23 protein-coding genes are annotated in these 25,987 nt (G+C 67.7%); 8 read left to right on the forward strand and 15 right to left on the reverse strand.

What is annotated here, in order from left to right; translation table 11 throughout:
• Positions 1 to 53: 53 nt before the first annotated feature.
• The 3 genes from AC3ANP_RS04505 to AC3ANP_RS04515 are packed head-to-tail and all read right to left on the reverse strand — an operon-like array spanning position 54 to position 3,998.
• Positions 54 to 1,202, reverse strand: coding sequence for a mannitol-1-phosphate 5-dehydrogenase (locus AC3ANP_RS04505; protein WP_488332147.1), 1,149 nt, complete (start codon positions 1,200 to 1,202; stop codon positions 54 to 56).
• Positions 1,202 to 3,211: a PTS mannitol transporter subunit IICBA gene (locus AC3ANP_RS04510; protein WP_488332148.1), complete on the reverse strand. Its 2,010-nt coding sequence runs from the start codon at positions 3,209 to 3,211 to the stop codon at positions 1,202 to 1,204. The genes AC3ANP_RS04505 and AC3ANP_RS04510 overlap by 1 nt, the downstream gene beginning before the upstream one ends.
• Before the next feature lie 58 nt (positions 3,212 to 3,269).
• A complete protein-coding gene (locus AC3ANP_RS04515; RefSeq protein WP_488332149.1) occupies positions 3,270 to 3,998 on the reverse strand; it encodes a TetR/AcrR family transcriptional regulator in 729 nt (242 codons plus the stop codon).
• Between the two features lie 197 nt (positions 3,999 to 4,195).
• Between AC3ANP_RS04515 and ptsP the strand changes: the two genes are divergently transcribed.
• The 3 genes from ptsP to AC3ANP_RS04530 all read left to right on the forward strand — a co-directional run bounded on the left by ptsP (position 4,196) and on the right by AC3ANP_RS04530 (position 6,709).
• Positions 4,196 to 5,881, forward strand: a complete 1,686-nt coding sequence (ptsP, locus tag AC3ANP_RS04520; RefSeq protein WP_488332150.1) for a phosphoenolpyruvate--protein phosphotransferase — start codon at positions 4,196 to 4,198, stop codon at positions 5,879 to 5,881.
• Positions 5,882 to 5,912: 31 nt separating this feature from the next.
• Positions 5,913 to 6,320 carry a helix-turn-helix domain-containing protein gene (locus AC3ANP_RS04525; RefSeq protein ID WP_488332151.1) on the forward strand — a complete coding sequence of 136 codons (408 nt, stop codon included), beginning with the start codon at positions 5,913 to 5,915 and terminating at the stop codon, positions 6,318 to 6,320.
• 113 nt (positions 6,321 to 6,433) lie between these two features.
• Entirely contained in the window at positions 6,434 to 6,709 is a 276-nt protein-coding gene (locus tag AC3ANP_RS04530) for a hypothetical protein (RefSeq protein ID WP_488332152.1), read from the forward strand.
• Positions 6,710 to 6,734: 25 nt separating this feature from the next.
• Here the strand turns inward: AC3ANP_RS04530 and AC3ANP_RS04535 are convergent, their stop codons facing one another.
• Positions 6,735 to 7,955: a PucR family transcriptional regulator gene (locus AC3ANP_RS04535; protein ID WP_488332153.1), complete on the reverse strand. Its 1,221-nt coding sequence runs from the start codon at positions 7,953 to 7,955 to the stop codon at positions 6,735 to 6,737.
• Positions 7,956 to 8,198: 243 nt separating this feature from the next.
• Between AC3ANP_RS04535 and ald the strand changes: the two genes are divergently transcribed.
• The gene (gene ald, locus AC3ANP_RS04540; protein ID WP_488332154.1) at positions 8,199 to 9,317 is read left to right on the forward strand and encodes an alanine dehydrogenase; all 1,119 of its coding nucleotides are present in this window, start codon (positions 8,199 to 8,201) and stop codon (positions 9,315 to 9,317) included.
• A gap of 87 nt (positions 9,318 to 9,404) precedes the next feature.
• On the opposite strand, the gene AC3ANP_RS04545 is transcribed toward ald, so the two are convergent.
• The 6 genes from AC3ANP_RS04545 to AC3ANP_RS04570 all read right to left on the reverse strand — a co-directional run bounded on the left by AC3ANP_RS04545 (position 9,405) and on the right by AC3ANP_RS04570 (position 17,584).
• Entirely contained in the window at positions 9,405 to 10,475 is a 1,071-nt protein-coding gene (locus AC3ANP_RS04545) for a Gfo/Idh/MocA family protein (protein WP_488332155.1), read from the reverse strand.
• A 125-nt stretch (positions 10,476 to 10,600) separates the two neighbouring features.
• On the reverse strand, positions 10,601 to 12,313 hold the full coding sequence (locus tag AC3ANP_RS04550; protein ID WP_488332156.1) for an ABC transporter family substrate-binding protein: 1,713 nt from the start codon (positions 12,311 to 12,313) through the stop codon (positions 10,601 to 10,603).
• A 59-nt stretch (positions 12,314 to 12,372) separates the two neighbouring features.
• On the reverse strand, positions 12,373 to 14,634 hold the full coding sequence (locus AC3ANP_RS04555) for an ABC transporter ATP-binding protein (RefSeq protein ID WP_488332157.1): 2,262 nt from the start codon (positions 14,632 to 14,634) through the stop codon (positions 12,373 to 12,375).
• The gene (locus AC3ANP_RS04560) at positions 14,631 to 15,620 is read right to left on the reverse strand and encodes an ABC transporter permease (RefSeq protein WP_488332158.1); all 990 of its coding nucleotides are present in this window, start codon (positions 15,618 to 15,620) and stop codon (positions 14,631 to 14,633) included. The genes AC3ANP_RS04555 and AC3ANP_RS04560 overlap by 4 nt, the downstream gene beginning before the upstream one ends.
• Before the next feature lie 2 nt (positions 15,621 to 15,622).
• Positions 15,623 to 16,609: an ABC transporter permease gene (locus tag AC3ANP_RS04565; protein WP_488332159.1), complete on the reverse strand. Its 987-nt coding sequence runs from the start codon at positions 16,607 to 16,609 to the stop codon at positions 15,623 to 15,625.
• Between the two features lie 363 nt (positions 16,610 to 16,972).
• Positions 16,973 to 17,584: a TetR/AcrR family transcriptional regulator gene (locus AC3ANP_RS04570; RefSeq protein ID WP_488332160.1), complete on the reverse strand. Its 612-nt coding sequence runs from the start codon at positions 17,582 to 17,584 to the stop codon at positions 16,973 to 16,975.
• A gap of 124 nt (positions 17,585 to 17,708) precedes the next feature.
• Here AC3ANP_RS04570 and AC3ANP_RS04575 point away from each other — a divergent pair, with 124 nt between their 5' ends.
• The 3 genes from AC3ANP_RS04575 (at position 17,709) to AC3ANP_RS04585 (ending at position 20,196) form a co-directional block, all read left to right on the forward strand.
• Entirely contained in the window at positions 17,709 to 18,272 is a 564-nt protein-coding gene (locus AC3ANP_RS04575; protein WP_488332161.1) for an NAD(P)H-dependent oxidoreductase, read from the forward strand.
• Between the two features lie 134 nt (positions 18,273 to 18,406).
• Complete coding sequence (locus tag AC3ANP_RS04580) at positions 18,407 to 19,699, forward strand: aminotransferase-like domain-containing protein (protein WP_488332162.1); 1,293 nt, start codon at positions 18,407 to 18,409, stop codon at positions 19,697 to 19,699.
• Positions 19,700 to 19,764: 65 nt separating this feature from the next.
• Complete coding sequence (locus AC3ANP_RS04585; protein ID WP_488332163.1) at positions 19,765 to 20,196, forward strand: universal stress protein; 432 nt, start codon at positions 19,765 to 19,767, stop codon at positions 20,194 to 20,196.
• A 48-nt stretch (positions 20,197 to 20,244) separates the two neighbouring features.
• Here the strand turns inward: AC3ANP_RS04585 and AC3ANP_RS04590 are convergent, their stop codons facing one another.
• Positions 20,245 to 21,846 (reverse strand): AMP-binding protein, encoded by a 1,602-nt coding sequence (locus AC3ANP_RS04590; RefSeq protein ID WP_488332164.1) that lies wholly within the window; start codon positions 21,844 to 21,846, stop codon positions 20,245 to 20,247.
• 223 nt (positions 21,847 to 22,069) lie between these two features.
• Here AC3ANP_RS04590 and AC3ANP_RS04595 point away from each other — a divergent pair, with 223 nt between their 5' ends.
• A complete protein-coding gene (locus tag AC3ANP_RS04595; RefSeq protein ID WP_488332165.1) occupies positions 22,070 to 22,408 on the forward strand; it encodes a hypothetical protein in 339 nt (112 codons plus the stop codon).
• Between the two features lie 78 nt (positions 22,409 to 22,486).
• On the opposite strand, the gene catA is transcribed toward AC3ANP_RS04595, so the two are convergent.
• The 4 genes from catA to AC3ANP_RS04615 form a co-directional block, all read right to left on the reverse strand.
• Positions 22,487 to 23,335: a catechol 1,2-dioxygenase gene (gene catA, locus AC3ANP_RS04600; RefSeq protein ID WP_488332166.1), complete on the reverse strand. Its 849-nt coding sequence runs from the start codon at positions 23,333 to 23,335 to the stop codon at positions 22,487 to 22,489.
• Positions 23,336 to 23,521: 186 nt separating this feature from the next.
• A complete protein-coding gene (gene catC, locus AC3ANP_RS04605) occupies positions 23,522 to 23,800 on the reverse strand; it encodes a muconolactone Delta-isomerase (RefSeq protein WP_488332167.1) in 279 nt (92 codons plus the stop codon).
• A gap of 38 nt (positions 23,801 to 23,838) precedes the next feature.
• Positions 23,839 to 24,939: a mandelate racemase/muconate lactonizing enzyme family protein gene (locus AC3ANP_RS04610; protein WP_488332168.1), complete on the reverse strand. Its 1,101-nt coding sequence runs from the start codon at positions 24,937 to 24,939 to the stop codon at positions 23,839 to 23,841.
• Positions 24,929 to 25,912 carry a LysR substrate-binding domain-containing protein gene (locus tag AC3ANP_RS04615; RefSeq protein ID WP_488332169.1) on the reverse strand — a complete coding sequence of 328 codons (984 nt, stop codon included), beginning with the start codon at positions 25,910 to 25,912 and terminating at the stop codon, positions 24,929 to 24,931. Before AC3ANP_RS04615 ends, AC3ANP_RS04610 begins: the two co-directional genes overlap by 11 nt.
• Positions 25,913 to 25,987 lie beyond the last annotated feature (75 nt).

Below are 25,987 nucleotides of genomic sequence, written 5' to 3' on the forward strand. Positions count from 1 at the left end.
CCTCCCCCGCATGCTGCGGGGGAGGGTTCGTCGTTGCGGTGCAGCAGGTATGCCTAGACGGCGGCCTTGGCCTCCTCGACGAGCCCGCACACGGCTGGGAACAGCGGGTGGTCCGCGTCCAGGCCGGTGATCTGCGCCGCGGCCGCCTCCGGGGTGGAGGAATTCAGGATCTGCGCCAGTTCCACCGCCTCGGCATCCGCCGGGTCGTTGAAACGCAGCGCGGCGGCGATCGCGCCGAGCAGCGCTTCGGGGACGATGCCGCGCTCGGCCAGTTCGGCGGCGGGGCCGATGAACCGTTCGTGCCGGCTGAGCTTCCGCAGCGGGGCACGGCCCACCCGGGTCACCGTGTCCGGCAGGTGCGGGTTGGAGAAACGGCCCAGGATCTTCTGCACGTAGGCCTCCTGCTCGTCGCGGTTGAAGCCGTGCTTCGCCACCAGGAGTTCCTTGGTCTCGTCCAGCACCGCGCGGACATCCGCGGCGACGTCCTGGTCCGCCATGGCCTCGGAGATCTTGCCCAGCCCGGCCTGGAAGCCGAAGTACGCCGCAGAGGCGTGCCCGGTGTTGACCGTGAAGAGCTTGCGCTCGATGTACGGCGCCAGGTCATCCACAAACATCGCCCCGGGAATGTCCGGCGCCTTGCCCGCGAACGGGGTCCGGTCGATGACCCACTCGTAGAACGTCTCCACCGTGACGTCGAGTCCCTGGCCGGCCGCCTGGTTCGGCACGATCCGGTCCACCGCCGTGTTGGCGAACACGGCGGCGGCGGCCAGGGAACCAGCGGCCGGGTCCCACTGTGCGGCCACTTCGGATTTCAGGATGTCGGTCGCATTGATGGCGTTCTCGCACGCCATCACCTGCAGCGGCTCCAGTTCCTTCGCCCGGGCCGCGATGCCCCGGGCGATCAGCGGCGCCACGAACCGGAGGATGTGCGGCCCGACCGCGGTGGTGACGATGTCCGCCGTCGAGATCTCCGCGACGACGTCGGCCTCCTGCGTGCCGGAGTTCAGCGCACGGAAATTGTCCACGGTCCGCACGGCCGGGCTCTCCCCCACCTCGTGGACCTGGTAGCTGTCCGCGGCGGCGAGTTCGGTGATGAGGGCATCCACCACATCCGCGAACACCACCTCGTACCCGGCCTCGTGCAGCAGCAGCCCGACGAACCCGCGGCCGATGTTTCCGGCTCCGAAATGAACAGCCTTCACTAGGAGTTGACCTTTCCAAACAGGTCGAGCACTTCGTCGACGGTGGTGGCCGCTTCGAGCTGCGCAACCTGGGCCTTGTTCGTGAACACCTTGGCGATCGAGGACAGGATCTGGAGGTGTTCGTTGTTGATGCCGGCGACACCGACGACGAACTTGACTTCCTTGCCGTTCCAGTCGATGCCGTTGGGGTAGCGGACCACCGAAACCGCCGACTTCAGGATGTGATCCTTCGCCTCGTTGGTGCCGTGCGGGATGGCAAGGTAGCTGCCCATGTAGGTAGAGACCGACTGCTCCCGCTCGTGCATGGCGGCAAGGTAGCCGGCGTCGACCGCACCGCGGTCCATCAGCAGCCGCCCGGCCTCGTCGATGGCGGCGTCACGGGTGGTGGCCCTTCCGCTGAGGATGACGCTGTCGGCGCCGAGGATTCCGGACGGCCCGGCTGCCGCCTCCGGCTCGGCGACGGCAGTCGCCGTCGCTATGCCCGCAGCGCCGGCAGCGCCGGCAGCGGCTGCGCCCACGCCGTCGGCGGAACCGTCCCTGGAGTTGCTGTCCTTGACCAGTGCCACGACCTCGTCGTACTTCGGGGAGTTCATGAAGTTATCCACCGAAACGTGGACCGCGCTGGAGGTTGCGGGCTTGGCCCGTTCAGTCAGGTCCTGATGGGTGATGACGACGTCGTACGTGTCGCTGAGGTTCGCGATCGCGGAGTTGGTGACCTTGACATCGGGGAAGCCGGCCGCCTTGATCTTGTTCCGCAGCACCGACGCGCCCATGGCACTCGAGCCCATCCCGGCGTCGCAGGCAAAAACGATGTTCCGGATCGGACCGGCCAGCACCGCGACTCCGCCCGCTCCGGCGGACGACCCGAGGCCGGCACCCGCACCGGCCAGGGCGGAGGAAACCGAGCTCTTCTTGCCCTTCATGGTTTCCATCCGGGTGGTCGCGGCGCCGAGCTCATCCTCGTCGGTGCTCTTGCTGGCCTTCAGGATGACCGAGGCGATCAGGAAGGACACCGTGGCCGCCAGCAGCACGGACAGCCCCACGCCCAGCAGGCTGTCCGCCGGGGTAGCGGCAAACACCGCGAGGATGCTGCCGGGAGCGGCCGGCGAACGGAGCCCTGCCCCGGTGACCACCAGGGTGAAGATGCCGGTCATGCCGCCGCCGATCGCGGCGAGGATGATGATCGGCTTCATCAGCACGAACGGGAAGTAGATCTCGTGGATGCCGCCCACGAACTGGATCAGCGCGGCGCCGGGGGCCGAAGCCTTTGCCACGCCCTTGCCGAAGAGCATGTAGGCCAGCAGGATGCCGACGCCCGGACCGGGGTTGGCTTCCAGCAGGAACAGGATCGACTTGCCCTGGGTCAAAGCCTGTTCGGTACCCAGCGGGGTGAGGATGCCGTGGTTGACGGCGTTGTTCAGGAACAAGACCTTGGCCGGTTCAATGAAGATGCTCGTCAGCGGCAGCAGCCCGTTGTGGACGAGGAATTCGACGACGGCGCTGGCACCGTTGCTGAAGGCCTTCACGACCGGGCCGATCACCAGCATGCCGAAGATCGCCATAACCGCGGCGACAATACCGGCAGTGAAGTTGTCGATCAGCATCTCGAAGCCGGGCTTGACCTTGTTCTCCCAGAGGCTTTCGATCTTCTTCATGATCCACGCCGTCAGCGGGCCCATGATCATGGCGCCGATGAACATCGGGATGTCGGTACCGACAATGACGCCCATGGTGGCGGCGGCGCCCACCACGCCGCCGCGGACGCCGTAGACCATACGGCCGCCGGTGTAGCCGATCAGAAGCGGCAGCAGGTAGGTGATCATCGGCGCGACCAGTTTGGCCAGGTCCGCGTTGGGGGTGAAGCCGGCCGGGATAAAGAAAGCAGTGATGATGCCCCAGGCGATGAAGGCTCCGATGTTGGGCATGATCATGCCGGACAGGAAGGTGCCAAATTTCTGGACGCCGACCCGCACGCTGCTTCGGGGTTTCGCAACTGTCTCTGTTGCCATCTGATTTCCTAACCGTGAGTCCCTGCTGCACCGCAGGATTGTCCGATATTTCGACGAACTAACTGGTGGAACTGGTTGAGATCCGGTGAAGCCATTCCAGGAAAAGCTTGAGCTCGGAACTGGAGAGCTGGTCTGCATGCGAGGCCTGCAGCGCCGCATTCAGGGCGATGGCTGCGACCACCACGGGCGACTTGCCCGAGTCCTCCGGCTCGGCTTCCCGGGCCTGTTCCGTAGAGACCGCGAAGAGCATCGCGTCGCGGGTCATGGTCGAGAGCTCGAGGTTGCGCTCCGGAGCCTTCTCCGTGATGAGCATGAGCGTCACCCCCACGTTGGCGGCCAGGATGCTCCTGGCTGCTTCTTTGGGCGGGACGGCGAGCAGGCCGGCGACCGCCGCCTTGTTCAGCATCTCCTCCATCAGGGCTTCCGCGTCGGCGACGACGGCGGGCCTGCTCTCCGGGCGGATGTTGCCGAACATCACCAGATACAGTTCGGGCTGGTTGAGCCCGAACTGGACGTGCTGGTCCCACATCCGGCGGATGTCGTGCAGCGGCTGCCCGGACGGGGCGAAGTCCCGTTCACGGGCCACATACTCCTCGAAACCGGCGGAAACGACGGCATCGAAGAGTCCTTCCTTATCCCCGAAGTGGTGGTAGAGCGTGGGGGCGGTCACCCCTGCCAGCTGGGTGATCTGGCGGGTCGAGACGGCGGCGCCCCCGGATTTGGCCAGCAACCCCGCCGCTGCACGCAGCAGCCGTACTTTGGGCGGTAGCTGGCCATTCATAGTCATAGCCGCTACCCTAGCACCTATAGCAACGCTATATGAAGTGCATCACAGACTTTTTCGGGCCGCCCGCTTTGCCGGTTGACGTAGCGGACGGCCGCAGGAAACCTTGGATCAAGCGGATCGTTGGCGGCGCTTGGACCGGTTCCACCCGCTTACCGGCTTAACGCCCACTGGCTCACGGCAGAAAATGAGGACTCTCAGTGCAGAACTTCCAAGGAGTAGGCGTCAGCCCCGGACGGCTCATCGGCACCATCCGTCAGATGCCCAAGGCGGTCAGTGAACCGCCGTCCGGCGAACAGCTGCCGCCCGGGGTTTCCGCCGAGGACGCCACCGCCCAGCTGAAGGCGGCGGCCAGGGCCGTGCACGACGAGCTTAAGGCACGGTCGGAGACGGTCAGCGGCGACGGCAAGGCGGTCCTGGAGGCCACCGCGCTGATGGCCACCGACACCATGCTGCTGAAATCCGCCGCCAAACTCATCGGCCGCGGCACGTCCAACCAGCGCGCCATCTGGGAGGCAGGCGCATCCGTCTCCGAGATGCTGCACAACCTGGGCGGCTACATGGCCGAGCGCGCCGCCGATGTGCTGGACGTGCGGGCCCGGATTGTGGCCGAGCTGCGCGGCGTCCCGGCGCCGGGCATCCCTTCCTCGAACTCCCCGTTCATCCTGATCGCCGAGGATCTCGCCCCCGCGGACACCGCCACGCTCGACCCGGAGAAGGTGCTGGCACTGCTCACGGCCGGCGGCGGCCCGCAGTCCCATACGGCGATCATTGCGCGTTCCCTGGGCCTGCCCGCCGTCGTCGCCGCCGCCGGCGTGGACACGCTCCCGGAGGGCACCGAGGTCTACGTCGACGGCGCCGCCGGGCTGATCACTGCGGATCCGGATGACGCCCAGCGCTCCGCCGCCGAGCACTGGGCCGCGACCGCCTCGCTGCTGGCCGAGTTTAGCGGTACGGGCGCGACAGCGGACGGGCACCTGGTGCCGCTCCTGGCCAACGTCGGCGGCGCCAAGGACGCGGTGGCCGCGGCCGGGCTCAATGCCCAGGGCGTCGGCCTGTTCCGGACTGAGTTCTGCTTCCTCGAGCGGGACACCGAACCGACGGTGGACGAGCAGGCCGCCGCGTACAAGGGCGTCTTCGACGCGTTCCCAGGGAAGAAGGTGGTGCTCCGTACCCTCGACGCCGGCGCGGACAAGCCGCTCCCCTTCCTGACGGACGCCACCGAGCCCAACCCCGCACTCGGTGTGCGCGGCTACCGGACCGATTTCACCACCCCCGGCGTCCTCGAGCGCCAGCTGCAGGCCATCGCGCGGGCCGAGCAGGATTCCGAGGCCGACGTCTGGGTGATGGCGCCGATGATTTCGACGGCGGAAGAGGCCGCGCGTTTCGCCTCGCTGTGCAGTGCTGCCGGGATCAAGACGCCGGGCGTCATGGTCGAGGTGCCGTCGGCGGCCCTCACGGCCGAGGCCATCCTGCGGCAGGTGTCGTTCGCCAGCCTGGGCACGAATGACCTCACCCAGTACGCCATGGCCGCGGACCGCCAGCTTGGTCCGCTCGCGGCGCTGAACACGCCCTGGCAGCCGGCCGTGCTCCGCCTGGTGCGCCTGACGGTCGAGGGCTCGAACCTGGAAGGAAGCGGCAAGCCGGTGGGCGTGTGCGGTGAGGCTGCAGCGGACCCGGCCCTCGCCGTCGTACTGACCGGGCTCGGCGTCACCACCCTCTCCATGACGGCACGTTCCATCGCAGCCGTAGCCGCGGTGCTGAAGACGGTGACCCTGGCGGAGGCAAAGGAGCTGGCGACGCTGGCGCTCTCCGCCCCGAGCGCCACCGAAGCGAAGGCCTGGGTGCGGGCCAAGCTGCCTGTGCTGGAGGAACTTGGGCTGTAGCGCGCCCGCCCGGGCCGCTAGGATGCAGTCCATGACACTGATAGCTCCCCGGGTCACCGCAGGCCTCCCGGCAGAGGACGCGCAGCAACTCGAGCATGCCCTCGCCGGCAGCAGCGACATCACGGTGTTCGTGGACGGAACGGTGCACCGGCTGCCGCCCGCGGCGAGGGACGCCGTCGTCGATCTGCTGGCGCGGTTCAGCCGCGGCGAATCGGTGACCGTCAGCAGCGTCGAGGACATGCTGACGACGTCCAAGGCGGCAGAACTCGCGGGCATCTCGCACACCTACCTGCGGAACATGACGGACCGAGGCGAGATTCCGGTCCAGTACCGCGGCACGCACCGGCGGATCCGGCTCGCGGACATCATGGCGTGGCTGGACACCCAGAAGAAAGCGACCGCGGCCCGGGCCAGCGGCGCGGCCGTGGATGGATCCTGACCGCGGCCCTTGCCCCGGCGCCGACCGGGTGATTCCTGGCCGGGTGATAAGGATCAAACAACGATCCCGGCCCTGCGCGGAAACGCGGCTGAGGCCGGGGTTACGCTTGGATCGTGGGTAAGTTCAGAGGGTGGCACATCCTGGCCGGCATCGCCGCCATGGTGCTCACCGGCATCCTCGGAACCGTGATGGGACTGAACAACACGGCGGCTTTCATGGCCGGCTGCGTGGCGTTCGTGGCGGTGGCGCTGTGGACGGACAGCCGGATCTCCCGCCGCCGGCGCGCCGCAGCCTCGGAGCAGGCGCCGGGCCCCGACCCGGAGGCGGCGCAGCCGGGCTGGAGCCGGACCGACGGCAACCAGGACCCCGCACTCCGCGACGAGCACTGATGCGGACGGGTCCAGCCGCTGGTCCCTAAATCCTTGGCCTTTCGGCCCAGCGGTGTGCCTTCAGGGCTGCGTGCAGCTCCAGCCGGACCATCCCATTAAGCGGGTCAACCCCCAGTACTTGCCGGATCCTGCCCAGCCGGTTGTAGACGCTGCTCCGGTGCAGGTGCAGTTTGGACGCCACCTCCTGGACCGAACTGTCGTTGTCATAGAAGAGCTCCAGCACCGGCAGCAGCTCGCCGTTGCGGTCGTGGTCCGCGAGCGTGCGGAAGTAGACCGAGCCGGCGTCCGCCCAGGCGCCGGCACCGCCGCCGGCCGAGGCCAGCAGCTGGTAGATGCCTGTGGCGCGGGAATCCACCAGTTCGCCGAGCTGGGGGTCCACGGCTGCGGCCTGCGCTGCCTGCCGGGACTGCCGGTACGCCTCGGCCAGCTCCCTCGGCCGGGAGAAGCCCTCCGAAGTGCCGAGGATGATCCGGTGGACCGGCCGGCCGGCCCGCTTGGCCAGCTCGAGCTGGTAGTGCACCAGGACCTGGGCGTGGTCGGCGCGCCCGGTCGACTCCTTGAACAGCGCCACGGCATGCGTCTCGGTTCCCGCGCTGAACAGGGCCGCGTCCACCCCGATGGTCGCCTGCAGCGCTGCGGAGCGGTGGATGAGGGTCGCCGCGATCGGGTCCGAGCCCTCGGCCCAGCCGTCCGCGTCGAGGATGGTCACTAACTGCCACGGCCCACGGCCCTGCACTTCCTTCCAGCCCCCGACCGCGGCGACGGCGTTTGCCTCGCCCCGGCAGGCATTGAGGAACTCCTGTTCCCGGCGGCGGCGGAACTCGGACTCGGCGGTGTTGGAGTCCAGGAGCAGGGCGGAGAGCTGCTCCAGTTCCGGCTTCACCTCCGGGAGCTGGGTCAGGACCGCGCCGGCGGTGGGGTCTTCCGCGTCGAGCTGCACCCAGAGGTAGCCGACCCGGAAGCCGCGGACCAGCAGCGGAACGCAGACCCGGCCAAGCATGCCGAGCTCCTCGTTGGCCGGCACCACCACCGGACGCACCGCGGTGGCAATGCCGTGCGAAAGCTGCCACGCGCCAACGTCCGCCGGAACGCGTTTACTGAGCAGGAAGTTCACCCGGACCCGGTCCGCGTGCGACTGGTTCGAGCTGTAGGCGAGCAGGACGCCGTCGAGGTCTTCCAGCGAAAGCCCGCGGCCCAGCCTGAGGGCCACCCGCTCCACGAGCTCCTCCACGTCCGGCTGCTGCATGGTGCAACATTACTGCCCCGCACGTGCGGCGGCGAACAGGTCGGGCCGACGGACAGCAGGCGACACCTGCCGCCCCGGGGCTCGACAGATGTCGAGCCGTCTTTTCCCCAAAGCCCTAGTTTCCGCGGCCGGCCGGTGCGGTGCTGCCGGCCGGCCTGTAGCGTGCCTCACAGCCGGTCCTATTCTGGAAACACAGCTTCCCCGTCCGTTCCGGCCCCCGGCCGCCACCACTGGAGTCACAAAATGATCATCGGTGTACCCAAAGAAATCAAGAACAACGAATTCCGCGTCGCCATCACCTCGGCCGGCGTCCACGAATTCCGCCAGCACGGCCACACCGTCCTGGTCGAACGCGGCGCGGGGCTGGGCTCCGGCATCACGGACGAGGAGTACGCCATTGCCGGCGCCGAAATCGTGGCCGAGGCCGATGACGTGTGGGGCCGCGCCGACATGGTAATGAAGGTGAAGGAGCCGGTCAAGGCCGAATACCACCGCTTCCGCAAGGGCCTGATCCTGTTCACCTACCTGCACCTCGCCGCCGAGCCGGAACTGACCCAGGAACTCATCAACACGGGCGTTACCGCAATCGCCTACGAAACGGTCCAGGAGGGCCGGACGCTGCCGCTGCTGGCACCGATGTCCGAGGTTGCCGGCCGCCTGTCCGTCCAGGTCGGCGCCGTCTCGCTGATGGCCCCGGCAGGCGGCAAGGGCGTGCTGCTCGGCGGCGTCCCGGGTGTGCGGCCGGCGAAGGTCGTGGTTCTGGGCGCCGGGGTGGCCGGCACCAATGCCGCTGCCATGGCCATGGGTCTCGGCGCGGACGTCACCATCCTGGACATCAACATCAACCGGCTCCGCGAACTGGACGCCGTGTACCAGGGCCGGCTGCGCACGGTGGCGTCCAATGCCTACGAAATCGAGAAGTCGGTGGTCGACGCCGACCTCGTGATCGGTTCCGTGCTCATTCCCGGCGCGAAGGCGCCGAAGCTGGTGTCCAACGAGCTCGTGGCGCGGATGAAGCCGGGCTCCGTGCTGGTGGACATCGCCGTGGACCAGGGCGGCTGCTTTGAAGACACGCACGCCACCACCCACCAGGAACCGACCTACAAGGTCCACGACACCATCTTCTACTGCGTGGCCAACATGCCCGGTGCGGTGCCGAACACCTCCACCTACGCCCTGACCAACGTCACGCTGCGCTATGCGGTGGCGCTGGCGGACCTCGGCGTGTCCGCAGCGTTTGAGCGGGACGCGGCCCTCGCCGCAGGCCTGAACATCGCCGGCGGGAAGGTCGCGCACCACTCGGTGTCCGAGGCGCACAGCCTGCCCCTGGTCGCGGACTGGCGCCAGCTGGTCTCCGCGTAGTTCCACCCACGTCGGCTGCTCCGTAACTGCCGTTTTGGACCTCCAGAACGGCAGTTACGGAGCAGCCGATTGGTGTTTAAGTCCGTGTCAGGCCAGAGACCGGGCCTGTTCGACCAGCCGCAGCACCTCGACCGGGCCCGCGGGGTCTACCGGGAGCGGCAACGCGGACGTGGCGCCGCCGTCGAGGATCTTCTCCGCCAGGATCCGGTAAAACTCCGGATAGGCGCCGCGATCGGTCGGCAGCCGGTCCAGGTGGCCGTCCCGGCCCAGCAGTCCGGCCCAGTCCGGGTCCTCCACCCCGTAGTCGGCGTCCAGCGGGCTCCCGCCGGCCGCCAGGTAGGGCTCCTGGGGGTCCACGCCGTGCTTGGTGTAGCCGCCGTCGCTGCCCAGCAGCCGGAACCGGGGGCCCTGCTGTGCGCACAGCAGGTTCATCGTCAGGTGGCTGGTCACGCCGGAGGCGTGCCGCAGGGCCACGAACACATCGTCCTCCGCCACTCCCCCGGGCCGCCGGGCAGCCAGTTCCGCGTGGGCCACGGTCCCGGGACCGAAGAGCTGCACGGCCTGGTCCAGCAGATGGGTGCCGAGGTCAAACAGCACCCCGCCGCCGTCCTCCGGCCTGGCCGCCGCCTTCCAGGCCTTGGTGACGCCGGGCGTCCAGCGCTCGAAGCTGGATTCGAACCTCGTTACGGTGCCCAGGGCTCCCGCGCCCACGAGCGCCATGACCGTGAGGAAATCGCCGTCCCACCGCCTGTTCTGGAACACGGTGAGCACGCGCCCGAGCTGCGCGGCGAGGCCGATCAGTTCCGCGCCCTCCTCGCTGCGCACCGTGAAGGGTTTGTCGACGACGACGTCGAGCCCGGCTTCCAGCGCGGCTTTCGCGAGCGGGTAATGGGTGGCCGGCGGCGTGCCGAGGACCAGCAGGTCAAGGCCGGCTGCCAGTCCGATGATGTCGGCCGGGCGGTCGACGATCCGGGCCAAGGGGTGCCGGGCCGTCGCGGCCGCGCGCCGCCCGGCGTCGGAGGTGGCAATGACGTCGAGCGAATAGGCCGGGCTGGCGGCGATGAACGGTGCGTGGAACACGCTGCCGGACAGGCCATACCCGGCCAGGGCCGTACGGATCGGAGCCGAGGGGGCGGGGCGGGCCGGTACGGAAGTCATGGCACCACGCTACCGCCCGCCCTCCGGCGCCACCTCAAACATCGCAACAAATCGGGCGACGCTCCCCCCAAAGCTGGGGGAGCGCCGCCCGAAAACCCGCAAGCTGCGGGAGCGTCTGGGGTGGGTTACTTCTTTTCCCAGCCGATCGTGGTCCAGTCCGGAACCTGGGACAGGCTCTTGAACAGGGAGGGGCCGTAGTTGGCCAGGCCGGTGCGCGCGAAGGAGATCTGCGGACCGTTCATCACCACGCCCATGGAGAAGTACTTCGCCATGTGCTCCTTCTCGACCTCCATCGCCGCCTTGTTGCGCTCGGTGTCATCGGCGATGGTGGAGAGCTTCTTGATCTTGGCGTCGAGTTCCGCGTCGCCGAGCTTGTTCGTGTTCGTCTTGGAGTCGTAGAACTGCTTGACCGAGTCGGTGGCGTCCGAGCCGACGGTGTAACCGGAGATGCTCAGGTAGAAGTCGCGGCTGCCCACGACCTTGCCGAAGTCGGCGGAACCGCGCTGGTCGATCCCGACGTCCATGCCGCCGGCCTGAAGCTGCTTCTGCAGCGTCTGGGCAAAGGCCAGGGTGGTGGGGTCGTCGCCGAAGTTGCTGATCTTGAACGCGGCGGGGACGCCGTCCTTTTCCATGATGCCGGCCGCGTTGGCCTTGTAGCCCGCGTCGGTCAGGACCTTCTTGGCGGCATCCGGGCCGGTTTCGGTCACCGGGTAGTTGTCCTGGTAGTACTTCGAGAACGGCAGGAGCATCATCGAGCCCGAGCTGGGCTCTTCCCAGTTCAGGCCGTTGAAGCGCACCTTGCGCAGGGCCTCGCGGTCCACGGCGGTGAAGATCGCCTTGCGGATCGCGACGTCGGTCATCGGCGCCTTCTGGGCGTTGATGTTCATACCGCCGGCGAACAGCCGCTGGCCACGGCGGACCTCGGAGTTCTTGGTGCCGTCGAGCTGCTTGTAAAGCGAGATGGTGTTGGCGGAGACACCGTCGATTTCACCGTTCTTGAACGCGGCGATCTGCGCGCTGGTCTCCAACTGGCGGAACACGACGCTCTCGAGGACCGGCTTGGCGCCCCACCATTTGTCGTTCGGCACCATGGTGACGGTCTTGGCGGCGGCGTCGTACTTGTCCACCTTGAAGGGTCCGGCCATCCACTCCGGGTGCATTTCACCGGTGAAGCCGCTGTTGAAGATCTCCGGGGTGTTCACCGCGGGGTGGACCAGGCCGGTGAACAGTGCGTCCAGCGGGTAGACCGGCTGGGTGGTGGTGACCACAACTTCCTTGTCGCTGGCGCCGGCCTTGACGGAATCAACGAACTCGTACGCGCCGGAGCTGACAACGTCGACGTCCTTGTTCTCGCCGTTGAGCATCTTCCAGGTATTTTCGAAGGTCTTGACGTCGATGGGGGTGCCATCGTTGAACTTGGCCTTCTCGTTCACCTTGATGGTGATCGTCTGCTTGCCGTCCTTGACCTCGCTCTTGACGTCTTCACAGAAGTCCTTGTTCGGCGAGGCGGCGCCGTCGAAGTCGAAGTTCCAGCAGCCCCACGTGCCCGCCTGGTCGATCGGACGGTGCAGTGCGGTGTTGTCGGCGCTGTTGCCCGTATTGGAGAAACCGTTGAAGTCCGGTCCGATGTTGCCCAGCGGCAGCGTGACCTTGCCGCCCGGCTGCAGGTCCTTGGCGTCCTTGGCGTTGATGCTGATGAGCTTGGACAGGTCGCTTCCCGAGTCCTGCCCCTTCGCGGTTTCGGGGCCCTTGGCAGGGCCTCCTCCGCCGCCACAGGCTGTCAGCGCAAGCGCTGCCGCGACGGCGGTTACTCCGCCGATCTTGGTCAGATTCCTCATGTGTTTCCCCTCATTTTCTTTTTGGTGCAGTACTGCGTCTGACAGGTAGGTCAGCCGGTTTAGTGGACAACGAGCATGTCCGCGTCCAGTTCGCCGTCCGGGTAGAAGCAGGCGAATTGCTGGTCTGTTGGTGCCAGGTGTGTGGCGCTGGCAACTGTCCCCGCCGTCGGAGCCGCGACCGGCAGCAACGGCGGTTCCTCGCTCAGGCACTTTTCCTGCCTGGCGGCGGGAAGTGCGGCGAAGACGGGGCAGCGGGTGGCGAAGTTGCAGCCCTTCGGCGCATCCAGCGGCGAGGGTAGATCGCCCTGCAGGATGATGCGTTCGCGGCCGCGCTCCAGCTGCGGGTCGGGGACCGGGATTGCGGAGAGCAGGGCCCGGGTGTACGGGTGCCGTGGGTTATCGAAGACGCGGTCAACCTCGCCGGTCTCGACGATCTTGCCCAGGTACATCACGGCCACCCGGTTCGAGATGTGCCGGACCACGGACAGGTCGTGGGCGACCATCAGGTAGCTGAGTCCGAGCTCGGCGCGCAGCTTATCCAGCAGGTTGATGACGCCCGCCTGGACGGAGACATCCAGCGCCGACACCGGCTCGTCCAGGACCACCAGTTTGGGGTTCACGGCCAGGGCCCGGGCAATGCCGATGCGCTGGCGCTGGCCGCCGGAAAACTGGTTCGGGAAGCGGTTCACGTGGTCCGGCTGCAGGCCCACGAGTTGCATCAGTTCCAGAATCCGTTTCCGGATCTCAGGCTTGGCCATGCCGGAGTTCTCCAGCGGCTCGGCCAGCACCTCGTAAACGGTGAACCGCGGGTCCAGCGCCCCGGTGGGGTCCTGGAACACCATCTGGAGTTCCTTGCGCATGGCGGCCTTGGTCTTGGCGTCGGAGGCCGCCTTGTTGCTCAGCCCGGCGATGACCACCTCACCGTCCTGGTCCTTGTGGAACTCCATGATTTCCAGCAGGGTGGTGGTCTTGCCACAGCCGGACTCCCCCACAATCGAGAAGCACTCGCCCTCGCGGATGTCGAAGCTCAGGCCGTCAACCGCCTTGACCGTACCGATCCGGCGCTTGATCAGCGCGCCCTTCATCAACGGGAAGTGCTTCCTGACGTCCTTGAGTTCCAGGACCGTTTTACGGTCCGCGCGCGGGATCTGGTCCAGGCGGGAAAGGGGCACTTCGGGAGCCCGGAAAATCTCATGCACGTCCACGTCGCCGCCAAGCGAATCGGATTTGATGCACGCGGCCCGGTGCTTCCCGTCCGGTCCGGCGGGGGCCGCCGCAGCCGCGGGCTGTCCGCCGGGGACGGTCCGGAGCGCGGGTTCGCCCTGCAGGCAGGCGTCGCTGACCAGCGGGCAGCGCGGCGCGAAGGAACAGCCGATGGGCGTATGCACCAGGTTCGGCGGGATGCCCTCGATCGGTACCAGGGAGGTCTTTTCTGCCACGTCCACGCGGGGAACGGCGCCCAGCAGCCCCATGGTGTAGGGCATCCGGGGGTTGTAGTAGATGTCATCGACGCTGCCGGTCTCCACCGGCTTGCCGGCGTACATCACCATGATGTCGTCGGCCATGCCTGCGACAACGCCAAGATCATGGGTGATCATGACGACGGCGGCGCCGGTTTCCTCCTGGGCGGTGTGCAGCACCTCGAGGACCTGCGCCTGGATGGTCACATCCAGCGCCGTCGTGGGTTCATCCGCAATCAGTACCCGCGGGTTGTTGGCGATGGCAATGGCAATCATCACGCGCTGGCGCATGCCGCCGGAGAACTCGTGCGGGAAGGCCTTGAGCCGGTCCTTCGGGCTGGGGATCCCCACCAGGGCCAGGAGTTCGACGGCGCGCGCCTCCTTGGCCTGCCGGCTCATGGTCGGGTTGTGCACGGCGAGCGCTTCGATGATCTGGCTGCCCACGGTGTAGACGGGGGTCAGCGACGACAGCGGGTCCTGGAAGACCATGGCCAGGTCGTTGCCGCGGAACCGGCACATGGCCTTGTCGCTGAGGCCGAGCAGTTCGTTGCCCTTGAGCCGGACCGAGCCGGTGACCTCCGCGGTTTCCGGGAGCAGGCCCATGATGGCCATGGACGTGACGGATTTGCCCGAGCCGGACTCGCCGACGATGCCCAGCGTTTTCCCGGGCAGCAGGTCGAAGTCGATGCCGCGGACCGCGTGCACCACCCCGTTCTCGGTGCGGAAGCGGACGTTGAGGTCCCGGACGGAGAGCACGGCACCGGCCGGGGCATCTGTGTAGTGACCGCCGGCGGGGTGCAGCCCGGCGACGTGCAGGCGCTCCGCGGTGCTGGGGCCGGTGGCGGTGGTCTCGCTGCTCATGAGCTCTTCTTCTTCGTGGAGGCGCGCTTGGCGGTGGTCTTTTTGGCGCTGCCGATGGAACTGGAGCTTGGATCGAACGCGTCGCGCAGGCCGTCGTTCATCATGGCGAGCGAGCCGGTCAGCAGGAACATCACTGTCAGCGGCACCCAGAACATCCACGGGAAGGTCGAGACCTGGGAGGTGGCCTGCCCGATCAGCACACCGAGGCTCACGTCCGGAACTTTGATGCCGATGCCGATGAAGGAGAACGCGACTTCGGCGAGGATGGCGCCGGTCACGCCGCGGGTGACGTCGAGGACCAGCAGCGACCCGATGTTCGGAACGAGGTGGCGCCAGACGATGCGCCGGGCGGGAACGCCCATGTACTGCGCAGCTTTGACGAAGTCGCGCTGCATCAGCGACATGGACAGCGACCGGATCAGCCGGGCGGTCCCCATCCAGCTGAAGACCAGCAGCACGATGATCAGCAGCAGCCAGCTGGGAAGATTCTTCTTCAGCCCGTCACCGCCGCCGCTTGTGGCAACCGCCACCACCAGCAGGGCCGGCATCATGATCAGGGCCTCCAGGACGAACAGCATGACCTTGTCCACCTTGCCGCCGAAGTAGGCCATGGTGCAGCCGTACACCGCCGCGACCAACACGGAGACCAGGCCGACGACGAGGCCGATCAGGATCGAGACCCTGGTCCCTTCCACGGTCAGGGCGTAGAGGTCGATGCCGGCCTGGGAGGTGCCGAGCAGGTGCTCCGCGGAGGGTTCGGTGCCGATGTTGAACGGGTCGATGGTCTCCTTGTCCCAGCTGGAGAGGCCGCCGCCGAAGAAGGAGAGCAGGGTCAGCAGCACGAAGATGACGAGCCCGACGACCGCGGTTTTGTTGCGCAGGAAGCGCCGCAGGATGATCCGCGACTTGGCGATGACGACGTCGTTGTTCTGGATCTTGGATTCTTCCGCGACCGCGGCGGGATCGACGGTATTCAGGTTGGTCATGGTTACTGCACCCGCACTCTGGGGTCGACGAGGGTGGTGGCGAAGTCGGCCAGGATCGCACCGATCGCGAAGATCACGGAGCCGTAGGCGAGTGTCGCCGTGGCCGCGTTGACGTCCTGCAGGGCGATCGCGTCGATGCTCCAGGAGCCGACGCCGTGCCAGGCGAAGATCTTTTCGGCGAAGAAGCCGCCGGCAAAGATGGCGGGGATGGTGAAGGCGATGCTCTGGGCCACCGGGATGAAGGAGACGCGCAGGGCGTGCCGGGTGATCGCCTGGTTGCGGGTCAGGCCCTTCGCGCGGGCGGTGCGGACGAAGTCGGCGTTGACGTTGTCCAGGAGGTATTGCCGCTGGGCGATCTGGTAGGCGCCCCAGCCCACGATCGTGATGGCGAACGTGGGCACGGCATAGTGGGCCAGCATGTCCACGAACTGGGCCCAGCCGCCGCCCTCCAGCCCGGGGGTGGAGATTCCGGTGACGAAGAAGATGCGGTCGCCGACCGTCTCGTTGATGTTGATGGCACCGAGCTGGACCAGGAAGTAGGCGATCGGTGCCGGCACGATGTAGACGAGGTAGCTGTATGAGGTGATCGCGCGGTCCGAGAATTTGTACTGCCGGGCGGCGGTGTAGACGCCCAGGGCGACGCCGATGATCAGGGTCAGGATGATCGAGGCCAGGAACAGCCGGGTCGAGATCCAGACGCGGTCCCCGAATTCGGCGTTGATGAACGCGCCGTTCGGGCTGCGTCCCCAGTCCCAGCGGGTAACGATGCCGGTCAGCCAGTCCACGTAGCGTTCCCAGGGGCTCAGGGCCGGGTCGAGGCCTTTGAGCCGGAAGGAATTGGCGACCTGTTCCGGGGTGGGGCGCGGGATCCTCTCCTGTTCCAGCAGCGCGGGCTGCAGGCTGGTGACCGCCAGGAAGTACCCGGCACTGGTGGTCAGGAAGATCATGAACACATAGGTGATGGCACGCTTGGCAAGGTATCGGAGCATGGGACTAGTTCAGGGGTGCCGTTGCCTGCGGGCTGCCGGACGTCGCCGGACAGGCCGGGCCTGCCTCGCCGGGGGCCGGGGCCGATTCAACATTCACAGCATGGATCCTTCCGTTGTCCCCCTTCAAAGCGCGGGGTCTCCGCGCCGGTCCGGGATCACAGCCAGCGGGTGGCTGGCCGCCCGCTGGCCGTCCGGGCCACCCCGTCAGGGCTATGTTGCGGGTCACATTCCAGAGGAAACTACCACAGGCGCATGGCTGGAAGACGGCCGAACCGGGGCGGGGCGGCATCCCCACTACCAGATCGTTATGAATATCTCCGTTGACTTGATTTGACTTGGTACTGCGCGGCCGGATGGGCTACCCTACCCGCCGCGAACGACCCTGCTGACCAGTTCCCGCCAGGACTCGACCAGCCGCTCCGGGACGACGGCGTGCACCCGGACGGAGTGCAGAATCCGCTCCGGCTCGAGGGTCACGCTGAGCGCGCCGGCCATCAGCCAGGGATCCGCACCGACCCCGGCGTCACGGAGCAAAACTTCGAGATGCCGGTGCCAGAGGACGGCCGCCGGAACGTCGAAGCGGTTGTGGGCCGACTCGTCGGCCGCGCGGGCCAGCTCCCCGTATTCCAGCACCCAGCCGATCCGCGCCGTGCCCGCCGCAATCAGCCGGTCAAGGGCCGGCGCCCCGGGCCCCAGCGGCGGTGGCCCAAACATGAAGCTGGCCTGGAACTGGGCCTCCGCCTCATTGAGCAGGCTCATCATGAGGCCGGCCCGGCTGCCGAACCGGCGGAAAACGGTGCCCTTGCCTACCCCGGCACGGGCAGCCACCGTGGCCATGGTGAGGCCGTCCGCGCCGCACTCCTCGATGATCTCGCGGGCAGCGCCCAGCAACAGCTCACGGTTCCGGGCGGCGTCCCGGCGCTCGGACTCGGCCGGTCCGGCCGGCGTCCCGGGGCGGATGGGGATCAGGCTCACAGCGCCCATTGTAGCGCCGGGAATATTAACCGGACCGTAGTCCGTTTAGCTTGGAGAAGGTTCGAAAGAGCATCAAGAAACGACCCGGCCGCGGAAGCCTCCGCGGCATCCACAAGGAGTTCACATGACCACCAACACCGTCCTGACCCTGGTCGGCAGCCTGCGCACCGGCTCCACCAACGCCCAGCTCGCCGAAGCCATCCGGCTCAACGCCCCCGACCAGGTCGAGGTGGTCATCCACGAGAGCCTCGGCAACATCCCCTTCTACAACGAGGACATCGACGTCGAGGGCCAGGTCCCCGCGGCCGCCGCCGCGCTGCGGGCCGCCGCCACCGAGGCAGACACCGTGCTCCTCGTCACGCCGGAGTACAACGGCACCCTGCCGGCTGCCCTGAAGAATGCCATCGACTGGCTGTCCCGCCCCTTCGGCGCCGGCGCCCTGAGCGGCAAGCCCACCGCCGTCGTCGGCACCGCGTTCGGCCAGTACGGCGGCGTCTGGGCCCAGGACGAGGCCCGCAAAGCGGCCGGCATCGCAGGCGCCAAGGTCCTCGAAGACGTCAAGCTTGCCGTTCCGGGCTCGATGGTCCGGTTCGCCGAGATCCACCCCAAGGACGACGCCGAGGTCGTGGAACAGATCAAGGGCGTCTTCGATGCCCTCGCCGAGGCCCGCACCGCCGAAGCCGCCTAGCTCCGCCGCTCCGGCCGCAGCGTCGTTCAGCCGCCCCCGGCAGCCACTGGCCGCCGGGGGCGGCGTGCGCCCCCGGCAGGGGTTCGGTGAACAGAAGTTTTTCAGCCGACAACTAGGGCCTGTATCCTACAGATGTGACCCACGAAACACTTGATGCCGCCGAGAAGATCCTTCCGGCCGAGGCAATCGACGCTATTGAACGTGCGGCTACGTCCGCCCACCGCCACGAGGGGCTTTTCTCGGAGCGCGCAGCAAATATCAAGCAGTCCGCGGTCCGGGACGTCTTCGACATCTCCCTCCGCCCGGGTCTCGTGTCGCTGGCCGGCGGCAGCCCGTACCTGCAGTCGCTGCCCCTGGAGCGCCTGGGCCAGACCGCGGCAGCGATCATCGCCGAGCAGGGTCTCACGGCACTGCAGTATGGCGGCGGACAGGGGACCGAAGAGCTCCGGACCCAGGTCTGCGAGGTCATGGCAGCGGAAGGAATCCTCGACGCGCTGCCCGAGAACGTTGTCATCACCGCCGGCTCGCAGTCGGCCCAGGACGTCGCGACCAAGGTCTTCTGCAACCCCGGCGACGTCGTCCTGGTCGAGGATCCCACCTACGTCGGGGCACTGAACACCTTCGAGGCCTACCAGGTTGAGGTTGGCACCGTCCGGATGGATGAGCACGGGATCATTCCGGACCTGCTCGAGGCCAGGATCGCCGCCCTGCAGACAGCGGGGAAGAGCATCAAGTTCCTCTACACGATCCCCAGCTTCAACAACCCCTCCGGCATCACCCTGGCCGCCGAGCGGCGGCAACAGGTCGTTGATATATGCCGCAAGGCGAATGTACTGGTGCTGGAGGACAACCCCTACGGGCTGCTCCGCTTTGACGGCGTGCCGCTTACCCCGCTGCGCGCCGGCAACCCGGACGATGTCATCTACATGGGGTCATTTTCCAAGATTTTCGCCCCGGGTCTGCGGATCGGCTGGGCGCTGGTTCCTGCCCATCTGCAGCGCCGCTACTACCTGGCCTCGGAGGCCGTCACCCTATGCCCGCCCACCCTGAACCAGATGCTGGTCTCCGCCTACCTGCGCGACTACGACTGGCGGGGGCAGATCGCCACGTACCGGGGGCTCTACCAGGAGCGCTGCGAGGCGATGCTGGCCGCGCTGGAGAAGTACATGCCCCCCGGCCTTGCGTGGACCAGGCCGGAGGGCGGCTTCTTCATCTGGGTCACGCTGCCCGAGGGGGTGGACACCTACCCGCTGCTGCAGCAGGCCATCGACGCCGGCGTGGTGTTCATCCCCGGTGCGGCCTTCACCCACTCGGATGAGCCCTCCAACAAACTGCGGCTCGCCTTCAGCGCGGTCCCGCCGGAGGCGATCGAAGAAGGAGTGCGGCGGCTGGCGCCGGTCCTGCAGGAAGCCATCGCGGCGTTGTAGCCTGAAGCATTGCCGTGGTCCGAACCCGGGCCCGGCCCGAACCGTGCGTGACCTGAGGAGTGCTTATGTCCGGAATTATCGTCGTCGGCGTAGATGGCAGTGAGACCGCGTTGCGTGCGGCCCAAACCGCGCGGGGCCTGGCGGTTTCCCTGGGGGCGACCCTGCACGTGGTGAGCGCCTTTGACAGCGACCGGACCGAAGTCTTCGGCAGCGGCAGCGACAAGTGGATCGTGTCCGACGCCGACGACGCGGAGAAGGTGGCCAAGGACGTCGCCGCCAGCCTTCGCGGTGACGGCGTCAACGTCACCTACGCGGCTGCCCGCGGCAAGCCGGCGGAGGCGCTGATCCAGGAAGCCGAGCGTTCGGGCGCGCAGCTGATCGTGGTCGGAAACCGCAGGATGCGCGGCTTGGGACGGGTGCTGGGGAGCGTTGCGAACAGCGTCGCTCACAACGCCCCCTGCGACGTCTACATCGCCAAGACCGACATCGCCGACTAGGACTGGCCGGGACAACGGGCGCCCGCACCGGGTTCCCGCACCGCAGCACTACTGCTGGGGTGCGGGAACCTCTGTTTTAAGCATCCGGCGCAGAATTTTGCCCGACGCCGACTTGGGCACGGCATCGATGAATTCGACCCGGCGGATTTTCTTGAACGGCGCCACCCGTGCGGCCACGAATTCTTCCACCGCGGCCACATCCAGTTGCTCCCCGGCCGGCCCCGGCTGCCGGACTACGAAGGCCATCGGGACTTCCTGTCCGTCAGCATCCAGGGTCCCGACGACTGCCGCATCGGCGACACCGGGGTGCGTGAGCAGCAGGGCTTCCAGTTCGGCCGGGGCGATCTGGTAGCCCTTGTATTTGATCAGCTCCTTAAGCCGGTCCACGATCGATACCACTCCGTCGGCCCGCACTGTCGCGATGTCTCCGGTGTGCAGGAACCCGTCCTCATCAATGGTGGCCGCCGTCTCCTCGGGCTTGTTCAGGTAGCCGAGCATGACGTTTGGGCCCCGGCACAGCAGGTGGCCGGGGGCGCTGTTGCCCTCCGCCGGGACGTCGATCTCCGCGCCGGTGGCGGGGTCCACCAGGCGGCAGTCCATGTTCGGCACGGTGTAGCCGACCGAGCTGACCGGCACCTCCGGAGCGTCTACCGGAATCAGGTGGGAGACCGGGCTCAGTTCCGTCATGCCGTAGCCCTGGAGCACCCGGCAGTCCAGCCGTTCGGCCAGCCGTGCACCGAGTTGCCCGTCCAGCGGCGCTGCGCCGGACAGGGTGGTGTGCACGGAGCTGAGGTCGTACTCGGCGACCAGTGGGTGCTTGGCAAGGGCCACGGCCACGGGCGGGGCAATGAAGAGGTAGCTGCACCGGTGGTCCTGGACCATCCGGAGGAACTCCGCGAGGTCGAATTTCGGCATGGTGACCAGCCGGGCGCGCTGCCGGAGCGCCAGATTCAGCAGAACCGTCAGCCCGTAGATGTGGAAGAAGGGCAACAGCGCCAGGAGCCGGTCATCGGGGCGGACGTTGAGCAGGCCGCGCGACTGCTCGACGTTGGCCACGAGGTTGCGGTGGCTGAGCATCACTCCCTTGGGCCGTCCGGTGGTGCCGGAGGAGTAGGGCAGGACGGCCACGTGGCGGGCGGGGTCGAAGCTGACGTCCGGCGCCGCTGAGCCGCTGCGGAGCAGCTCCGGCAGCGAGGGGTGACCTTCGGCGCCGTCGAGCACCACCAGCCGGTCCGCCGGAATACCGACCCGGCCGGCCGCCTCCCGGGCGGCCGGAAGCAGCGCGTTGACCGTGAAGAGCCAGCCGGCGGCGGCGTCGGTGAGCTGCTTTTCGATCTCGTCGGCCGTGTAGAGCGAATTGACGGGCGAGACGGTGGCGCCGGCCCGCAGCAGGCCATGGAACACCACCGCGAACGCCGGAATGTTGGGGCAGAGCATGGCGGCCACATCGCCGACGCCGAGGCCCCGGGCCGCGACCGCCCCGGCGAGGGCGTCGATCCGGCCGCGCAGCTCGCGGTAGCTGGTCTCCTCCCCGCTGCTGCCGTCGACGACGGCGATCCGGTCCAGATCCTCCGCGCTCAGGCCCTGGAAGAGGTAGTCATAAAGGCTGACGGAGGGAATATCGACAGCGGGAAAAGGGCTCGAGAACACGCAGAATCTCCTTTGATCGGCGGTCCGCCGGCGGGCGGCAGCTGGTGCCACTCTAATGCCGCTTCAGGGCGCCGAAAAGGAGTCTTGGGCTTTGACGCCGGTCACCATCCCCGGTGGGCAGTCTCACCTCCCCCGCGGCCGGTCCGGTGCCGGCCGGCCGGTAAAATTGAGGGTGCCCCCGATGGTGCGGACAGCCCTATCCGCCCCACGTCAGGGAGAACACATGCCCACTCTGCATCGCCGCCAGCTGGTCGGCCACGACATCCTGCTGGCCCGGCACGGAAACCACATCAGCATGATGCGGGTGGACCGCACCGGGGGCCGCGTGGTCGCCTACCTGGACGACGGGTCCGTGGACAGCGCGCCGAACCTCATCTCCCCCGCCCTGCGGATGCCGGCGACCTTCCGGAGCGTCCTGCGCGAGGACTGGAAGTTCCTCAGCGCCGTCACCGGGGCCAGTTTTGGTTTGGCCGGGCTGGCCTTCGCCGCGGCCATGGCCGCCGCCGGGTGGGCCGGGGGCGCCGGCGTCACCGAGCTGCTCGCCGCCTACGCCGGCAGCTAGACCGGCCCGGCCCCGCTGCCGGGCCCGGGCTCAGTCCCGGGGGCTCAGTCCTGCGGGTCCGGGCTCATTCCCGGGGGCTCAGTCCTGCGGGTCGAGCACGAAGTTGTAGGTAACCTCGCGGCCCTTGCCGTCGGCGCGCCGGGTGGGGGCCAGCACCAGTTCGGGCTTGACCGCCGAGGCGATGTCGTCGGCCACGTGCTCGTCGCCCTCGAAGTAGAGCTGCGTGGTGATGAGCTGGTGCCCGGGGGCGGAGACCTTCAGGTGCAGGTGGGCGGGCCGCCAGGCGTGCCAGCCGGCCGCCGCGATGAGGGCACCGCAGGCGCCGTCGGTGGGGATTTGGTACGGCGCCGGCTGCATGGTGTTGATCTGGAAGTTGCCCTGGGCGTCGGCGATGATGGAGCCGCGGAGGTTCCATTCCGGCAGTCCGGGGGCGAACTGGGAGTAGAAGCCAAGGTCATCGGCGTGCCAGAGTTCGATCAGCGCCCCGGCGAGCGGTTCGCCGTCGACGTTCGTGACCTGGCCCTGGAAGAGCAGCGGCGTACCGGGTTCGTCCTCGCGCATCGGCACGGTGGCCGGGGTCTCGAGCGTGGGGGCGTCGGGGATGTAGTACGGTCCTTCGATGCTGCCCTTGGAGCCGTGGCGGCTGGAGTTGGCGACCTCCTCGACGGAGTGCTCCACCCAGACGTCCAGGAACAGCGGCCATTCGCCGTCCTCACCGACCTGGATGAGCCATGCCTTGAAGGCGTTGTACTCGTCATAGGTGACCTTCTCATCCAGGACAATATCGTTGACGGCCTTGACCAACCGGCCGGCCAGGGCGCTGACGCGTTCCTGGCTGGTGCTGGCGGCGATGTGCTTGTTCTCCCGGAACCGGGCGGTCGCCCCGGCGCCCGAGGCGGCCGCTGTGGCTTCAGTTTCCGTGGTCATGGTGACTCCTTTGTCAAAGAACGCTGGCAGGGATGCCTGGGCGGGCTGGCCGGGCTGCAGGTCGTGCGGTGCATCACATCAGGCCCTGCCTCCACCGTAGGCTCCCCATTGATCGGAGGGAAATACTTATTTCCGCCGCATTGAAATCTTTTCGGTATGAATGCGTCGCGGTGTATCCGGGGGGAGCTATTCGACGGCGGACGGGTGCTTGGCCAGCGGTGTCACCTTGATGTCCATGTACGGGAAGAGCGGCAGTCCGGAGAGCATGGTGTGCAGCTCGTCGTTGTCGGCGACGTCGAACACCGAGTAGTTGGCGTACTCGCCCACGACCCGCCACAGATGTGCCCAGTGTCCGTCGCGCTGGAGTTGCTGGGAGTAGGCCCGTTCTTCCGCCTTGAGCGCGTCGGCGCGCTCCTTGGGCATGTCCAGCGGAATGTTGACGTCCATGCGGACCAGGTACAGCATGCGGTTCTCCTTGCGGTGGGGGTGGCGGGCAGGACGGGCTAGTCCTGCCGGTACTTTTGCAGTTTGTCTGCGTCGATGGCCGCGCCGACGCCGGGGACCTCGCGGACCCGAATGGCGCCGTCGCTGATTTTGAGCGGTTCAGCCAGCAGGTCGTCGGTCATGTCCAAGTAGTTGGAGAGCTCGCCGGCGCGCCGGGAGCTGGACTCGAACGCGGCGCCGAACGTCACCGTGGCCAGGCTGCCGATCTGGGTGTCGATCTGGTTGCCCATGGTGACGTCCACGCCGAGTCCCTCGCACAGGCCGAGGATCTGCTGGGCTTCGGTGAATCCGCTGCGGGCGGTCTTGATGCAGATCGCGTTGCTGCCGCCGGAGAGCAGCTCCCGGGAGACGTCACCCAGGGCGGGAACGCTTTCGTCCCCGACGATCGGGATGCTGGAGCTCTGGACCAGCCGGCGGCGGCCCAGTGCTTCACCGGCCTCGCACGGCTCCTCCAGCATGGACAGGCCGAGTCCTTCAGTCCGGCGGAGGACCTCCATGGCCTCGTTCGCCGTCCAGCCGCGGTTGGCGTCGAGGTAGATCTCGGTGTCCGCCCCAAGGCCGTCCCGCAGCACGTGGCAGGCTTCGACGTCGAGGGAAAGCGGCCGCCGCCCGGTCTTGAGCTTGAAGGTGTTGATGCCGTACGTCTCACGGAACCGCAGCGCTTCTTCGAGGAGCTCTGCGGCGGGCTTGAAGCCGAGCATGTGCGAGACCCGCATGCTGTCGGTGAAGCCGCCCAGGAGTTTGTGGACCGGGGTGCCCAGGGAAATTCCGATGACGTCCCAGAGGGCGATGTCCAGTGCCCCCTTCGCCGTCGGGTTGTTGACCGTGCGGCGCAGTATTTGCTGGATTTTCGAGCGGTCCAGCGGATCCAGCCCGACGAGTTGCGGGGCAAAGACCTTGGTCACCACCGAGAGGATCGAGTCCTGCGTTTCGCCGTAGGTGTACGGCCGCGGCGGCGTGTCCGCGATGCCGCAGATGCCGGTGTCCGTGTAGATCCGGACCAGCACGTGCTCTGCGGACGTGACCTCGCCGCTGGCGAACTTCAGCGGCCGTGCGTACGGGATCGAGTAGGGGATGGCCTCAATGCGTTCAATTTTCACGATGGGGTTCCTTTGCGTCGGCGGCGGGCTGCGCCCCCGGCTGTACAGGGGCTGACGGCTCCGTCGGCGGGAGCGGCTGCGGGTGCTGGCCCGTGCCCGGGGTGAGCGGGGAGTCAAAGAGTTGCAGGAAGCTGTGCAGCAGCGGTGTTTCGGCGTTTCGGTTCCAGGCGACCGCGAGGTCCACCGGCGGCGGATTGCGCAGCGGGCAGAACACGACGCCTTGGAAGGAAAACATCCGGGATGTCATCGGCACCAGGGCGGCCCCCATCCCCGCGGCGACGAGCGAGAGCAGGGTGGAGGTCTCCCTCGCTTCCTGGACCAGCCGGGGCTGGAACCCGGCCTTCCGGCAGGCATCGACGACGATGCTGCCGACCGCGGAGGAGCTGGGGTAACCGACGAAATCCTCGCCGGAGAGCTCCGCAAGCTCAAGAATGGCCTTGGCCGCGTGCGGCGAATCCGCCGGAAGTGCCGCGACCAGCTGATCCTGTTCCAGGAGTTTGAGCGCCAGGGTTCCAGACCGGACCGGCGGCCGGAGGACGGCGACGTCGAGCCTGCCTTCCTCGAGTGCAGACTCCATCTGCGGAGTCAGCATCTCGCCCTGGACCGTGATGCGGAGCCCGGGGAGCGCGCGGCGCGCGGCCTGGACGATGCTGGGCATCAACCTGTAGGTGGCGGTGCCGGTGAAACCGACCCGGAGTACGCCGGTGGCGCCGGCTCCGACCTGCCGGACGGCCTCCTCGAGGGCTTCGAGTTCCTGCAGCAGCAGCCGCCCCCGGTCCAGCAGGACCTGTCCGGCAGGGGTGAGGTCAACCTTGCGGGTGGTGCGCTGCAGCAAGGGCGTGCCGAGTTGTTCCTCGAGCTGCCTGATTTGCTGGGACAGGGGTGGCTGCGCCATGTGCAGCCGCTGGGCTGCGCGGCCGAAATGGCGCTCCTCGGCCACGGCAATGAAGTACTTGAGGTGACGCGTCTCCATTGAAGCTCCCGGGCAGCTCGGCGCAGGGCAAATGCCGTGCTCTGACCAGCTTAGGATCGGTGACTCTGTAAGGGG

It is taken from the genome of Arthrobacter sp. JB02-1C (assembly GCF_057748045.1).